We start from the raw sequence: 14,423 nt of genomic DNA on the forward strand, positions 1-14,423 counted from the left end.
GGAGGAATCGGGGCTGCGAGATTCGGTGCGGCGGTGGCGTTCGCCTAGGATGAAAGGGTGTATTCGCTGATCTTCCGCACCCTGCTCACCCGCCTCGACGCGGAGACCGCCCACCACCTCAGCTTCTCCGGACTGCGCGCCATCGACCGTGTTCCGGGGCTGCGTCGGCTCAGCCGCGCGGTCATGAGCAGCGGCACCGCTGATCCCGCCGAGGTGCTCGGCCTGCCGTTCCCCAATCGCCTGGGCATGGCGGCCGGCTTCGACAAGAACGCTGTCGGCATCCGTGCGCTCACGCAGCTGGGCTTCGGGCATGTGGAGGTCGGCACTGTCACCGCCCACGGCCAGCCGGGCAATCCGCGGCCGCGGCTGTTCCGGCTGCTGGGCAACCGCGCGATCCTCAACCGCATGGGCTTCAACAACGACGGTGCGGCCGCCGCCCGCCTGCAGCTGCTGCAGGCACGGGCGGACATTGCGAAGCTGCCGGAGCAGCGGCGCCCGATCATCGGCGTCAACATCGGCAAGACGAAGGTCGTCGACGCCGCCGATGCGGCCGAGGACTACCGTCAGTCAGCTGAGCTGCTGGCTCCGCTGGCTGATTACCTCGTCATCAACGTCAGCTCGCCCAACACTCCGGGTCTGCGCGATCTGCAGTCGGCTGCTGCCCTCGAACCGATCATCACCGCGGTCCGGGAGGCCGCCGCCGAGGCGGTCGAGACTCCGCGTTCGACGCTCGGGCACGTGCCGCTGCTCATCAAGATCGCCCCGGATCTCGCTGATGAGGACGTCATCGCCATCGCCGATCTGGCGTTGCGCACCGGCGTCGACGGTCTCATCACGACGAACACGACGATCGACCGCAGTGTTCTCACCGGGTCGGATCGCGACTTCGCCGCCGCTGAGGCCGGTGGGATCTCCGGTGAGCCGCTGGCCGAGCGCGCCTTCGAGGTGCTGCGGCTGGTGCGCCGCCATGTGGGGGACCGGCTGAGCATCATCGCCGTCGGCGGCATCGCCGATGAACGCGATGCTGTGGCCCGGCTCGGTGCCGGTGCCGATCTCGTGCAGACCTATTCGGGTCTCATCTACGGCGGGCCGATGTGGCCCGGCCGCATTCTGCGCGCACTGCGCCGGCGCGCCTGACTGCCCGGGCGCGCACACCTCGGGGGCGGTTATCAGGCCGTGAGTCTCAGGACGGGTACTGGCCGCGCTTGACCTGGGGCTTGGGGATGCGCAGCACCCGCAGCTGCACGGCGCGCATGACGGCATAGAAGGTCAGCCCGCGCTCGAGCTTCTCCTTGCCGCCGAACTTCGTGGCCATCCGGCCCTTGAGAACGTAGTTGAGGATGAAGCAGTCGATGATGACGAGGACGATGAGGCCGTAGACGGCGTAGCTCGTGATGACCTGCACCTGGGCGGTGTTGATGATGAAGCCGATGAGCAGCACCACGAAGGCGAAAGGGATGAACAGCTCGCCGATCGAGAACCGGGCGTCGACGAAATCGCGCACATAGCGGCGCTGCGGGCCGCGGTCGCGGGGCCCCAGATACTTCTCATTGCCCTCCATGAGACCGATGCGCGCCTCATCGCGCTTGCGTCGGATCTCGGCCTTCGCCTGCTTGTTCGCCTCGCGCCGGTTGTCGCCGACGAGCGGCTGCCGGCGGGCGGCCTGCTGCTGCGAGCGCTTGGGCGTCGGGCGGTTCTTCTTCGCCTCGGCCGGGTTGCTCACCTGGGCAGTCTCCTCGGCCGGGCTCGCTGCGGCAGCATCAGCGCCCGTCGATGCTGCGGCGGCGTCATTCTGAGAGTTCTTCTTCCGTCCAAACACGCCCACCATGGTATCCGACGATAGAATCGGCCTATGACTCAGCTGAACCGCACTGCACTCACCTCCCGTCTCGATGCCGTCTACGAGGATGTCCTCGACCGCCTGCGCGAACTCGTCGCGATCCCCTCGCTGGCGTGGCCGACAGCCGATCCCGCCCACGTCGACGCCACCGCCGCAGCCGTTGCGCGGATGGCCGAACCGCTGGGATTCGACTCCGTTGAGATCCTGCGCGCGGAGAATCCGGACGGCACCCCCGGCTTCCCTGCTGTCGTCGCCAGCCGTCAGGCGCCGGCCGGGCGGCCGACCGTCGTCCTCTACGCACATCACGATGTGCAGCCGGCCGGTGACCTCGAGGCGTGGGAGACCCCGCCGTTCGAGGCGACGATTCGCGGAGACCGCATGTACGGCCGCGGCTCGGCCGATGACAAGGCCGGCATCCTCGTCCATCTCACCGCCCTGCAGCTGCTCGGCGATGAGCTCGGCGTGGGCGTCGTCCTCTTCATCGAAGGTGAGGAGGAGATCGGCTCGCCGAGCTTCCGCAGCTTCCTGGAGACCTACCGCGACAAGCTCTCCGGCGATGCGATCATCGTCGCCGACTCCTCCAACCTCGCCTGCGGCACGCCGGCGCTGACGACGAGCCTGCGCGGCATGGCCGGCCTGGAGTTCACCGTCCGCACGCTCAGCCACTCGGTGCACTCGGGCATGTACGGCGGCGCGGTGCCCGATGCGACCCTGGCGATGACGAAGCTGCTCGCGAGCCTCCACGACGACGCCGGCCAGGTTGCCGTCGCCGGCCTGCATTCCGCGCCCGAGGCGGCAGCTGAGTACGGAGACGAGCCGCTGGGCACCGACACGGTCGCCCTCGCCGGCACCGAGCTCATCGGCCGCGGTTCGATCGCCTCGCGCCTGTGGCACCAGCCGTCCATCACCGTCATCGGCATCGACACCCCGAATGTCGATGACTCCTCGAACACGCTGCTGGCCAGCGTGCGGGCGAAGATCTCGATCCGCCTGGCGCCGGGGGAGAAGCCGGCCGAGGCGCTGGCCGCCGTCAAGGTGCATCTGCAGGAGCATGTGCCCTTCGGTGCGGAGCTGGAGTTCGGCCCCGAGGAGTCGGGTGCGCCGTGGAGTGCCGATGCCGCCGACCCGGTCATCGCCACCGCGCTGGACGCGCTGAGCGAGGGATTCGGAGTCGACGCCGTGCAGATGGGCCTGGGCGGTTCGATCCCGTTCATCGCCGACCTCGTCGAGGTGTTCCCGTCCGCCTCGATCCTCGTCACCGGCATCGAGGACCCGGACACCCGCGCGCACAGCCCGAACGAATCGCTGTATCTGCCGGATTTCCGCTCCGCGATTATCTCCGAGGCGCTGCTGCTCGACCGGCTCGCCCGCTACTGAGCGCAGAGCTGCCGGGCGGCAGCTGCCGCTTGGGCGCCGCAGCTCATCCACAAGGACAGGTGCTGCAGCCGGCCAGCAGTGGAATAATGGCGACACGATGAACGTTGCCCAGGCGACGACCCCCTCGGAACCGGATACGCATTCCAGGCGCGGAACCGGGGGACGAACGCCGGAACCGCAGCCCAGGCTCAGCCGGCTGCACGATGCGAACTGAATGTAAGGAGACCGCATGACCGCCACGCAGGACACGAGCGCCGCCCACGAAGTCAACCTCACTTCCGTGGCGGCCGAGAAGGTGCGCAGCCTGCTGGAGCAGGAGGGTCGCGACGACCTGCGCCTGCGCGTCGCCGTGCAGCCCGGCGGCTGCTCGGGCCTCATCTACCAGCTGTACTTCGATGAGCGGTTCCTCGACGGCGATGCCGTGCGCGACTTCGACGGCGTCGAGGTCATCGTCGACCGGATGAGCGTTCCGTACCTCAACGGATCGACGATCGACTTCTCCGACACCATCGAGAAGCAGGGCTTCACAATCGACAACCCGAACGCTGCAGGCTCGTGCGCCTGCGGTGACTCCTTCAGCTGAGCCCAGCTGCATTCTGAGTCCACCCACCCTCCATGTCGCAGAACCTGGACGATCTCCGCGCCGTCGGCGTCATCACCGGGATCGACCAGGTTCTGTCTGCATATCGGGCCGGCCTGTTCCCGATGGGCATCGGCCCGCACGGCGGCCGGCCGATCGGCTGGTGGGCGCCGCTGGCCCGCGGCGTGCTGCGGCCCGGACAGCTGCGCGTCTCCCGCTCTCTGCGCCGTTCGCTCAAGCGCTTCACCTGGTCTGTCGACGCGGCCTTCGCCGAGGTGGTGGCCGGCTGTGCGGATCCCAGCCGGGACGGCGCCTGGATCACCCCGCAGATCGCAGAGCTGTATGCGGGCCTCCACGCGGCCGGACATGCGCACTCGATCGAGGTCTATGAGGAGGGCGCGCTCGTCGGCGGTCTCTACGGGGTCGCCTTCGACGGTGTGTTCTGCGGCGAGTCGATGTTCCACACGCGCCGGGACGCCTCCAAAGCCGCACTCGTCCGGCTCGTCGAACTGCTCGACAGCGCCGACGACGACACTCCGTGGATCATCGACACACAGTGGCAGACATCACACTTGGAGTCCCTCGGCGTGTCGGAGATCAGCGGCTACGAGTACCTCGAAGCGCTCAGCGCCGCGCGGGGCGGCCATCATTTCCAGGTGTTTCAAAGGAAATGAGCAGTCAGAAGTGAATTTCTACCTCTTGTAGCGGTAAGGTGGACGAGAACAAAGTCAGTGTTCGGCGATTCGTGTGCGCCCTCTCCGTCTGAGGCGGCCAGCGATGAGCTGACAAAGTTGCGAAAGGCTGCACGTGGATTCTCAGAATCAGCCAGTCCGCTCGGGACTGTCCGCCTGGGCCAAGCGGCTCGGCGTCTTGGGTGCCCTGGGCGCTGTAGCGCTGCTTTCCGGCTGCTCGAAGGAGCACTGGGAAGTCGGATTCCTCCCCCCGGAGTCGAAGGGAGCGACGACCCACACTGATGACTACATCAGCCTGTGGAACGGCGGCTGGATCGCCGCACTCATCGTCGGCTTCGTGACCTGGGGTCTGCTGCTCTGGTGCGTCGTCGCCTACCGCCGGCGCAAGCACGAGCGCGGACTGCCCGTCCAGCTGGCATACAACATGCCGATCGAGATCCTCTACACGGTCGTGCCGATCATCCTCGTCGTCGGCTTCTTCTTCGAGACCGTCAAGGCCATCGAGCAGACCTCCAACGATGACACCCCCGGTGAGGTCGTCATCGAGGTCGTCGGCAAGCAGTGGGCGTGGGACTTCAACTACGTCACCGAAGACGTCCACTACTCCAGCACGCAGGTCAACCTCGACGGCACTGAGGCTGCCGCCGACAAGGTCCCGGTCCTGTACCTGCCGTCGAACACCGATCTTGAGATCAAGCTCCGCTCGCGCGATGTCATCCACTCGTTCTGGGTTCCCGCCTTCCTGGAGAAGCGCGATATGATCCCCGGCCGCGAGTCCTCGCTGCACTTCCAGGCCCTCAAGGAAGGCAAGTACATGGGCAAGTGCGCTGAGCTCTGCGGTGAGTTCCACTCGGAGATGATCTTCGACGTCGAGGTGGTGCCGATGGACGCGTACATCGAGTACACCGACTCGCTGCGCGAGGCTGGCAACACCGGCACCCTCGGTCCTGAGTACGACCGCACGGACTGGTACAAGAACCCACATGAAGGAGGGGATGACGAGTGACCGCAGTCGCAGATGGCAACCGCACAGTCACAGTCGACCAGGCACCTGTGCCCAAGAGTCTGGGCAAGGTCATCGTCAACTGGATCACGTCTACTGACCACAAGACGATCGGGTACATGTACCTGATTGCGTCCTTCGCGTTCTTCTGCATCGGCGGCGTCATGGCGCTCGTCATCCGGCTCGAGCTCTTCGAACCGGGCATGCAGATCCTGGAGACCAAGGAACAGTACAACCAGCTGTTCACCATGCACGGCACGCTCATGCTGCTGATGTTCGCGACCCCGCTGTTCGCCGGCTTCGCCAACGTCATCATGCCGCTGCAGATCGGCGCACCCGATGTGGCGTTCCCGCGCCTCAACGCCTTCGCCTTCTGGCTGTTCCTCTTCGGCAGCCTCATCGCCTGCGCCGGCTTCCTCACCCCGCAGGGTGCCGCATCCTTCGGCTGGACCGCCTACGCGCCGCTGTCGAACACGACGTTCACACCCGGCATCGGCGGACACATGTGGGTGATGGGCCTCGCCTTCCAGGGCTTCGGCACCATCCTCGGCTCGGTGAACTTCATCACCACCATCATCACGATGCGTGCACCGGGCATGACGATGTTCCGCATGCCGATTTTCACCTGGAACACCCTCATCACCGGCATCCTCGTGATGATGGCCTTCCCGCCGCTGGCCGCCGCTCTGCTCTCGCTCGGCGCCGACCGCATCCTCGGTGCGCACGTCTTCAGCCCGGAGAACGGCGGCCCGATCCTGTGGCAGCACCTCTTCTGGTTCTTCGGACACCCTGAGGTCTACGTCATCGCACTGCCGTTCTTCGGCATTGTGTCGGAGATCTTCCCGGCCTTCAGCCGCAAGCCGATCTTCGGCTACAAGGGTCTCGTCTACGCGACGATCGCCATTGCCGCCCTGTCCGTGACCGTGTGGGCACACCACATGTACGTCACCGGCGCTGTGCTGCTGCCGTTCTTCGCCTTCATGACGATGCTCATCGCAGTCCCGACCGGCGTGAAGATCTACAACTGGATCGGCACCATGTGGCGGGGTTCGCTGACCTTCGAGACCCCGATGCTCTGGTCGCTCGGCTTCCTCGTCAGCTTCGTGTTCGGTGGCATCACCGGCGTCGTGCTGGCCAGCCCGGCCATGGATCAGCAGCTGTCCGACTCGTACTTCGTCGTCGCTCACTTCCACTACGTCATCTTCGGCACCGTGGTGTTCGCGATGTTCGCCGGATTCTACTTCTGGTGGCCGAAGTGGACGGGCCGGATGCTCGATGAGACCCTCGGCAAGATCCACTTCTGGATCCTGTTCATCGGCTTCCACGCCACCTTCCTCGTCCAGCACTGGATGGGTGCCGACGGTATGCCGCGTCGCTACGCTGACTTCCTGCCGCAGGACGGCTGGACCTGGATGAACCAGATCTCGACCGTCGGCGCGCTGATCCTCGGCGTCTCGATGATCCCGTGGTTCTGGAACGTCTGGGTTACCGCCCGCAAGGCGCCGAAGGTGACGGTGAACGACCCGTGGGGATACGGCTCCTCACTGGAGTGGGCTACCTCCTGCCCGCCGCCGCGTCACAACTTCACCTCGCTGCCGCGCATCCGCTCGGAGCGCCCGGTGTTCGACGCCAACCATCCTGAGCTCCTGGAGCTCGCCGGCCACCCGGCTGATGCCTACTCGATGATCGAGAAGAAGGAGACCGCCAAGTGAAGACTTCTGCCATCATCTTCTCTTCGGGAGTGTTCTTCTTCATTCCCATCGCGATCGTCTACGGCATCCTGACCGACTTCAAGGAACTCGTCGGCTTCCCGGCGATCCTCCTGCTCGGCGGCATGGCCGTGATGATCGGCGGCTACCTGTTCCTGCAGCACCGCAGCGTCGGTGACACCCCGATGGACCGCCTCGACGGGGAGATCTCCGACGAGCATTACGAGTACGGCTTCTACAGCCCGTGGAGCTGGTGGCCGATCCTCATCGCCGCTGGCGCCGGAACGTGCTTCCTCGGCGTTGCCGTCGGATGGTGGATCTTCCCGTTCGGTGCCGTCGTCGCCTTCATCGGCGTCATCGGCCTCGTCTTCGAGTACGATCGGGGCAACCACGCCCACTGACGCTTGAAGCGCAGCATCTGATGATCCTGGCAGGACTCCTCCTGCCGGGATCATCTGTTTTGCCACCGGGGTTCGTCGCGTCGCCTTGCTGTTCCTGCGCGGCCCACCGCCGTTCCCGAGGTGGTCGCCGCCTTCTCCGCCCGCCGCCCGTTGCAAACGCAGCAACCTGCTCGGTTTGACGCGCGCGGAGGCGATCGTGTGCCTCGCGCCCCGCAATCGCGTTCTCGCGGCTTTGGCTCTCCCCATCCGATAACGGCTCCACATCCAGATGACGCTGTCGCACACACGCGCTGCGCTCTCCGGCGTTGGGCACCCCTGGCGGGTGGAGTTCCCTTTCGACTATGCCGAGTGGAATCAGCGTGCCACAGCGGGCCTTAGTGCCGACCGCTTTGGCGCAGCGCGCCAGGGGAATGGTGCGCCAGGGCATTGGCAGGTGCGTTAGCACGCTGCTGCCTACACGACTGACCACAGTGACGCCCCTTTGCGGCGCTAGCACCTGCCGGTAGAGAACCATCCCCGGATGTGCGTTCGCAGGTCTGCTGGGGACGCTGAACGCTGGGATCTGCGTCTCGATGAGCCTCGCTGCGATGGAACTCGCATCTCATCTGGCTACACGTGGAGGCGTGGGACGTCGCCGGGCGTTGTGCTCTCAGCGGAGTCAGCTTTGAGGCCGCGGCAGCCGTTCTCCGCCCGCGGATGCTGCTCGATTTCAGCGGTACCAGCTGTGCTGCGCGATCCTGGACCGCGCGAAGGGAAGCAGGCGGCGCTGCCAGGGGACCAGGCATGCAGATCGGGCGGAACGCCTCATGCTGCCCGCAACTGGCATCGCAAGCCAAGGCTTGCGGGCTGGTTGGCTGCCCGTCTGCAGGGCTTCACGCAGGGTTCCCCGCAGTGCATCAACGGCTGCGCCTCGTGAGCGGAACCTTTCGAAGAAGTCGTCCGCACGCGGAGGACGCAACCACCACCTCGGCAACGGGACGAGAATGCACGGAGTCCGCAAGCAAGGAGCCTGACGGGCATCCACGAGCCTAGGGAGCAGGAACGGCGAAGGGCGCCAGTCATCGTGACTGGCGCCCTTCAGCGCATGCAGGATCTGCCGGCAGATCAGTGCTCGGTCTGCGAACCTGATCCAGCGCCGACCTCAGCGAGGTGGTGATCATGGTGAGCTGCATCGAGCTCCTCCTTGGTCACCGGTGCGACGCGATCCTCGTAGAAGTACTTTGCGATCGTGGCGCGGCGCCGCTCGCCCTTGGAGATCTTGCCGTCGGGGCCAGGCTCAGCCGGGATGTAGCGCGGCGACTCGTACGCCATGAGCTTCCACAGCTTGTGCGGATCCAGCGGCTTGTGGCGCTCCTGGAACTCACCGTGCGGCAGGCGGATGATCTCGCCGGACTCGAAGCCGTGCAGGACGATCTCGCGATCCTTCCGCTGCAGGCCAAGGCAGATGCGCTTCGTGATGACGTATCCGAGAATCGGTCCAAGGAAGAACAGGGTCCGGAAGATGTAGATCATGTCGTTGAGCGACATGTGGAAGAACACTGCCATGAGGTCACCGGAGGCGGCTGCCCACATGACGCAGTACCACACGACTGCTGCAACACCGATCGCAGTGCGCGTCGGGTTGTTGCGCGGACGATCAAGGACATGGTGCTCGCGGTAGTCCTTCGTCAGCCAGGCCTCGAAGAACGGCCAGATCGCCATCGCGCCGAAGAGCACGAGCGCAGCAAGCAGAGCCGTGTTGATGTTGAGGCTGAGCGGCAGACCGAAGATGTAGACCTCGAGCCAGCCCGGCACGATACGGAGGTAGCCGTCCATCCAGCCGATGTACCAGTCAGGCTGCGTACCTGCGGACACGGGGGAGGGATCGTACGGGCCGTAGTTCCAGACAGCATTGATCGTGAAGATGCCGGACAGGAACGACAGCAGCGCGAAGATCATGAAGAAGAAGCCGCCGCCCTTGGCCGCGAAGGTCGGGAGGATCGGTTCGCCGACGACGTTGCGTTTCGTATGACCAGCGCCGGGCCACTGGGCGTGCTGGTGGACCACGACGAACATCAGGTGGATCGCGATGAAGGCGATGATGAGCGCCGGGACGATCATGATGTGCAGCGTGTAGAGGCGCGAGACGATGTCGACACCGGGGAACTCGCCTCCGAAGAGGAAGAACGAGATGTAGGTGCCGATGAGCGGAATCGACTTGAGCAGGCCGTCGATGATGCGCAGGCCGTTACCGGACAGCAGGTCGTCAGGCAGCGAGTAGCCGGTGAAGCCTGCAGCCATGCCGAGGGCGATGAGGGCGATGCCGACCATCCAGTTGATCTCACGCGGGCGACGGTAGGCGCCGGTGAAGAAGATGCGCAGAGCGTGGACCGACACAGCGACCATGAACAGCAGCGCTGCCCAGTGGTGCATCTGGCGGATGAACAGACCGCCGCGGATTTCGAAGGAGATCGCGAGGGTCGATTCGTAGGCCTCGGACATCTCAACGCCCTGCAGCGGGACGTAGGGGCCTTCGTAGATCGCGTGGCCCATGGCCGGCTTGAACCAGAAGGTCAGGAACGTGCCGGTGAGCACGAGGATGATGAAGGTGTACAGCGCCACCTCACCGAGCATGAACGACCAGTGAGAAGGGAAGATCTTGCGTCCGAATTCACGGACCATCTTCGAGGCGCCGACGCGGGTCTCGGCGAAAGCAGCTGCCTTACCGATCGCGGTGGTGGGTTCTTGAGGCGTCGTCATTCTACCGAAGTCTCCCTCATGTTGATCTCCCAGAAGGTCGGTCCGACGGGCTCAGGGAAGTCACGCTGAGCCACGAGGTATCCCTCGTCGTCGACGGCGATCGGCAGCTGGGGCAGCGGGCGCTTTGCCGGTCCGAAGATGACCGCGCAGTGGTTTGTCACGTCAAAGGTCGACTGGTGGCACGGGCACAGCAGGTGGTGAGTCTGGTGCTCATAGAGTGCGACCGGGCAGCCGACGTGGGTGCAGATCTTGGAGTAGGCGACGATACCGTCGACACCCCAGTCTTCCTTCTCAGGATCCGTATTCAGTTCGCGCGGGTCGACACGCATGAGGAGCACAGCGGCCTTGGCCTTCTCGTCGAGCGGGTGCTCCGACTCGTGCATCTTCTCCGGGATGACGTGGAAGGCCGAGCCGATGGTGACCTCTTCGGCGCGGATGTAGCGATCCTCCTCGGGCACCATGCCGGAGTCCTGGCACAGGCGGACGCCCGGTCCCCACAGGGTGTTGAAGAGGCTGTCACCGGGCAGCGGGCCGAGGTCGCGGAAGACGAGGACGGCCGGAAGCGGAGCGATTGCGACAGCAGCGATGAGGGTATTGCGCAGGAACGGACGGCGGGCGATGCCCGACTCCTCCTTGGCCTGGTTGAGGATCTCGATGGCGACAGCCTGATCCTCTTCCGAGCCCTCGACGTCGTGCCGATCCTCGACGACTTCGGCATCCGGAATGAGCTGACGTGCCCACAGGATGACGCCGATGCCGATGCCGGCAAGCGCCGCAGTAGCAGAGATGCCGAATGCCGTGTTCTGCAGGCGCAGATTGTCGTAGGTTCCCGGCTCGGAGTCGAACAGGAAGTACGACACGATGAACCCGATGGTGCCGATCATCGAGACGATGAACCACAGGGCGATCTGGCGTTCGGTGATGCGCTCTGCCTGCGGCGAGCTGTCAGTGACTCGTGGCTTGTGTTCGGGCAGACCTGGGTTGGTGTGCCCGTTCACCTGCTCGAGCTGGCTGCCGGCTTCGGCAGTGAGATGCTTCGAGGTCATTCGCTTCCTCGTCTATAACTCGATACGGATGAAAACTTGCGGGTTACTTCGAACGCGAGGACAGCCACATCGTGATGCCGATGACGCCTGCGAGGCCGAAGAACCAGATGAACAGACCCTCAGACACCGGTCCGAGCGAGCCCAGGGAGAAGCCGCCAGGAGGGGTTTCCTCGGTGACTTCCTTGATGTAGGCGATGACGTCGCGCTTCTGCTCCGGGGAGAGGTTCGCGTCGTTGAAGATCGGCATGTTCTGCGGGCCGGTCTGCATGGCCTCGTAGAGGTGCTTCTCGGAGACACCGGAGAGGCTCGGTGCGTACTTGCCGCGGGTCAGAGCACCGCCGGCGCCGACCACGTTGTGGCACATGGCGCAGTTGGTGCGGAAGAGTCCACCGCCGGCTGCTGCGTCGCCGTTTGCCGGATCCAGGTACTCGTCCTCCGGAACTGCCGGTCCGGGGCCGAGGGATGCGACGTAGGCGGCCATCTGGCGGGTCTGCTCTTCGCTGAACTGCGGCTGCTTGACCTGGGCCTGCGGACCCATCATCTGCAGCGGCATGCGGCCGGTGCCGACCTGGAAGTCGACAGCGGCTGCGCCAACGCCGATGAGGCCGGGGCCGTTCTCAGTGCCCTCGCCGTTCATGCCGTGGCAGGTCGCGCAGTTGGTGATGAAGAGCTTGTTGCCCTCCTCGATATCCGAGGCGGAGTACTCTTCAGCATTCGCAGTGCTCGATCCGGTGAACGCGGCGTAGGCGCCTCCGGTGAGGAGGAGGCCGACGAGCAGAAGCACAACGAGTGCCATCGGGTGCCGGCGTCGTTCCGCTAGAAGCTTCACTAGTTAGTCCTTTTGTTGCAGGTGTACCAGGTGTGAGGTCTCAGAGACTCGTCACATCAGGATGTAGATGACGAAGAAGAGTCCGACCCACACGATGTCGACGAAGTGCCAGTAGTACGACATGCAGATGGCGAAGGTCGCCTCACGGTGACCGAAGCGCTTCGCTGCGTGGGCGCGGCCGATGACGAGCAGGAAGGCGAGGAGTCCGCCGAGCACGTGCAGGCCGTGGAAGCCGGTGGTCAGGTAGAAGACCGAACCGTAGGCGTTGGAGTTGATCGCGATGCCCTCGGAGACGAGGGTTGCGTACTCAAGGACCTGTCCGCCGATGAAGATCGCGCCGAGGATGAAGGAGAGGTAGTACCACTCGACCATGCCCCAGGATCCGATGTTCAGCAGGCTGCCGGTGCGGCGCGGCTTGAAGTGCTCAGCCTTGAACACACCGAACTGGCAGGTGACGGACGAGAGCACCAGGATCGTCGTGTTGATCGAGGCGAACACGACGTCGTGCTTGGCGGTCTCGGCTTCCCACATCTCGGGCACAACGGACCGGATGGTGAAGTACATGGCGAAGAGCGCGGCGAAGAACATCAGCTCGCTCGACAGCCACACGATGAAACCAACGGTCGTCGTGTTGGGCCTGTTTACGACTGGATGAACCGGCGCTGTGGAAGTTGCAGTGGCAGTAGACACGATCCCATTATTACCCAGTCCGCAGGGTAAATTCACCTTTTGCTCAGCTATGCGGCTGAGTTTTTCTACAGCGTGTGGAATTTCCCGCGAGAACTCGCGGATCGCCCGCTTCGGACAGTCTGATGCTGTCTGCGTGTCGGAGCGGCGCTGCAGCCCGAACCGGCTGTCCTCCCTCCTCAGCGCCGGCGCTCGCACCGTGTCACCGGTCATTTCCCAGCGCGGCTGCTCACGCCGTGGTGCCTGTCCTGTCTGCTCTGTGGCGGGTTGGGTCAGCGGTGCGCAGGACGCGTAGGATGTGCAGGACGTTCCGGTCACGGCGCGTCCGGTGTCCGCGATCCACCCTCCCTCGTGTGAAAGGCCTCTATGTCTGTCCACTCCTCTGCAGCTGATGCTCCTGCGACCGTCTCCGGTGTGCGGGAGTGGCCGGATCTTCTCGTTGCGCTCATGAACAAGGAGCACCTCGATGCGGCCACCGCCAGCTGGGCGATGGACGAGATCATGTCCGGCCGCGTGCCGGACGTCACGATGGCGGCGTTCCTCGTCGCACACCACGCCAAGGGCGAAACCGTCGAAGAGATCACCGGGCTCGTCGAGGCGATGATGGGCCATGCCGTTCCCCTCGAAGGCCTCTCCGATGCAGTCGACATCGTCGGCACCGGCGGCGACCGCGCCAAGACAGTGAACGTGTCATCGACTGCATCGTTCGTCATCGCAGCCACCGGTCAGCGCGTCGTCAAGCACGGCAACCGGGCCACCTCCTCGGCTTCGGGCTCAGCCGATGTGCTCGAGACCCTCGGCCTCGTGCTCGACCTGACACCCGAGCAGTCGCGAGAGCTCGCCGATGAGGTCGGCATGGCGTTCTGCTTCGCCAATGTCTACCATCCTGCGATGCGCTTCATCGCTCCGGTGCGCCGGGCGATCAAGGTGCCCTCGGCCTTCAACATCCTGGGGCCGCTGACGAATCCGGCGCGCACGCGCGCGACCGCGATCGGCGTCGCCCGCCGGGAGATGGCTCCGCTCGTGGCTGGCGTGCTCGCGCGCCGCGGAGACTCCGCTGTCGTGTTCCGCTCCCAGGACGGTCTGGACGAGCTGAGCAACACAGCGGTCAACGACGTGTGGGAGGTGCGTGACGGCCGCATCGAGCACAGCGAGTTCGACGCCCGCGACCTCGGCTTCCCGCGTGTGACGAAGGACGATCTGCGCGGCGGTGACCCTGAGTTCAACGCCCGCGCCATCCAGAGCGTGCTCGCCGGTGAGCATTCGCCCGTGCGCGACATCGTGCTGCTGAACGCGGCCGCGGCTCTCGTCGCTGCAGATGCGAACGCAGACGGCAACTTCACCAGCCGGCTCGAAGGCAAGGTCGCAGTGGCCCGTGAGCACCTCGACGCGGGTGCAGCCTATGAGAAGCTGCAGGAGCTCATCAGCGCCTCGCAGCGCCTGTCCGGCCGGGAGGCTGCCGACAGCTGAGTCGCACTGAGCGCCGCTGCCGAGGCGTCGGGCGCCGCGGCGACCGGCAG

The 14,423-nt window shown here is 65.2% G+C and carries 13 protein-coding genes; 8 read left to right on the plus strand and 5 right to left on the minus strand.

The genetic code is table 11. From position 1 onward, the window contains the following. Window positions 1-57: 57 nt before the first annotated feature. A complete protein-coding gene (locus ACFFN1_RS01680; RefSeq protein ID WP_376837989.1) occupies window positions 58-1,137 on the plus strand; it encodes a quinone-dependent dihydroorotate dehydrogenase in 1,080 nt (359 codons plus the stop codon). A 46-nt stretch (window positions 1,138-1,183) separates the two neighbouring features. Here ACFFN1_RS01680 and ACFFN1_RS01685 read toward each other — a convergent pair whose 3' ends face one another. After that, on the minus strand, window positions 1,184-1,828 hold the full coding sequence (locus ACFFN1_RS01685) for a DUF3043 domain-containing protein (RefSeq protein ID WP_376837991.1): 645 nt from the start codon (window positions 1,826-1,828) through the stop codon (window positions 1,184-1,186). A gap of 24 nt (window positions 1,829-1,852) precedes the next feature. On the opposite strand from ACFFN1_RS01685, the gene ACFFN1_RS01690 reads away from it, so the two are divergent. The 6 genes from ACFFN1_RS01690 (at window position 1,853) to ACFFN1_RS01715 (ending at window position 7,602) form a co-directional block, all read left to right on the plus strand. Continuing rightward, window positions 1,853-3,217 (plus strand): M20/M25/M40 family metallo-hydrolase, encoded by a 1,365-nt coding sequence (locus ACFFN1_RS01690; protein ID WP_376837993.1) that lies wholly within the window; start codon window positions 1,853-1,855, stop codon window positions 3,215-3,217. Window positions 3,218-3,446: 229 nt separating this feature from the next. Beyond that, window positions 3,447-3,800, plus strand: coding sequence for an iron-sulfur cluster insertion protein ErpA (erpA, locus tag ACFFN1_RS01695; RefSeq protein WP_376837996.1), 354 nt, complete (start codon window positions 3,447-3,449; stop codon window positions 3,798-3,800). Window positions 3,801-3,832: 32 nt separating this feature from the next. Continuing rightward, window positions 3,833-4,471 carry a leucyl/phenylalanyl-tRNA--protein transferase gene (gene aat, locus ACFFN1_RS01700; protein ID WP_376837998.1) on the plus strand — a complete coding sequence of 213 codons (639 nt, stop codon included), beginning with the start codon at window positions 3,833-3,835 and terminating at the stop codon, window positions 4,469-4,471. A 133-nt stretch (window positions 4,472-4,604) separates the two neighbouring features. Beyond that, window positions 4,605-5,495, plus strand: a complete 891-nt coding sequence (ctaC, locus tag ACFFN1_RS01705) for an aa3-type cytochrome oxidase subunit II (protein WP_376837999.1) — start codon at window positions 4,605-4,607, stop codon at window positions 5,493-5,495. Further along, window positions 5,492-7,204: an aa3-type cytochrome oxidase subunit I gene (gene ctaD, locus ACFFN1_RS01710; RefSeq protein WP_376838000.1), complete on the plus strand. Its 1,713-nt coding sequence runs from the start codon at window positions 5,492-5,494 to the stop codon at window positions 7,202-7,204. Before ctaC ends, ctaD begins: the two co-directional genes overlap by 4 nt. Further along, entirely contained in the window at window positions 7,201-7,602 is a 402-nt protein-coding gene (locus tag ACFFN1_RS01715) for a cytochrome c oxidase subunit 4 (RefSeq protein ID WP_376838002.1), read from the plus strand. Before ctaD ends, ACFFN1_RS01715 begins: the two co-directional genes overlap by 4 nt. A gap of 1,104 nt (window positions 7,603-8,706) precedes the next feature. Here the strand turns inward: ACFFN1_RS01715 and qcrB are convergent. The 4 genes from qcrB to ctaE are packed head-to-tail and all read right to left on the minus strand — an operon-like array spanning window position 8,707 to window position 12,906. Further along, window positions 8,707-10,341, minus strand: a complete 1,635-nt coding sequence (gene qcrB / locus ACFFN1_RS01720; RefSeq protein WP_376838003.1) for a cytochrome bc1 complex cytochrome b subunit — start codon at window positions 10,339-10,341, stop codon at window positions 8,707-8,709. Continuing rightward, window positions 10,338-11,387 (minus strand): cytochrome bc1 complex Rieske iron-sulfur subunit, encoded by a 1,050-nt coding sequence (gene qcrA / locus ACFFN1_RS01725; RefSeq protein ID WP_376838004.1) that lies wholly within the window; start codon window positions 11,385-11,387, stop codon window positions 10,338-10,340. Before qcrA ends, qcrB begins: the two co-directional genes overlap by 4 nt. 43 nt (window positions 11,388-11,430) lie before the next feature. Beyond that, complete coding sequence (gene qcrC / locus ACFFN1_RS01730; protein WP_376838006.1) at window positions 11,431-12,216, minus strand: cytochrome bc1 complex diheme cytochrome c subunit; 786 nt, start codon at window positions 12,214-12,216, stop codon at window positions 11,431-11,433. 51 nt (window positions 12,217-12,267) lie between these two features. Next, entirely contained in the window at window positions 12,268-12,906 is a 639-nt protein-coding gene (gene ctaE / locus ACFFN1_RS01735; protein WP_376838008.1) for an aa3-type cytochrome oxidase subunit III, read from the minus strand. Between the two features lie 363 nt (window positions 12,907-13,269). On the opposite strand from ctaE, the gene trpD reads away from it, so the two are divergent. Next, window positions 13,270-14,373, plus strand: coding sequence for an anthranilate phosphoribosyltransferase (gene trpD / locus ACFFN1_RS01740; RefSeq protein WP_376838010.1), 1,104 nt, complete (start codon window positions 13,270-13,272; stop codon window positions 14,371-14,373). The last annotated feature ends 50 nt before the right edge of the window (window positions 14,374-14,423 follow it).

Origin of the sequence: Brevibacterium otitidis (assembly GCF_042429315.1) — a bacterium.
GTDB lineage: Bacteria > Actinomycetota > Actinomycetes > Actinomycetales > Brevibacteriaceae > Brevibacterium > Brevibacterium otitidis.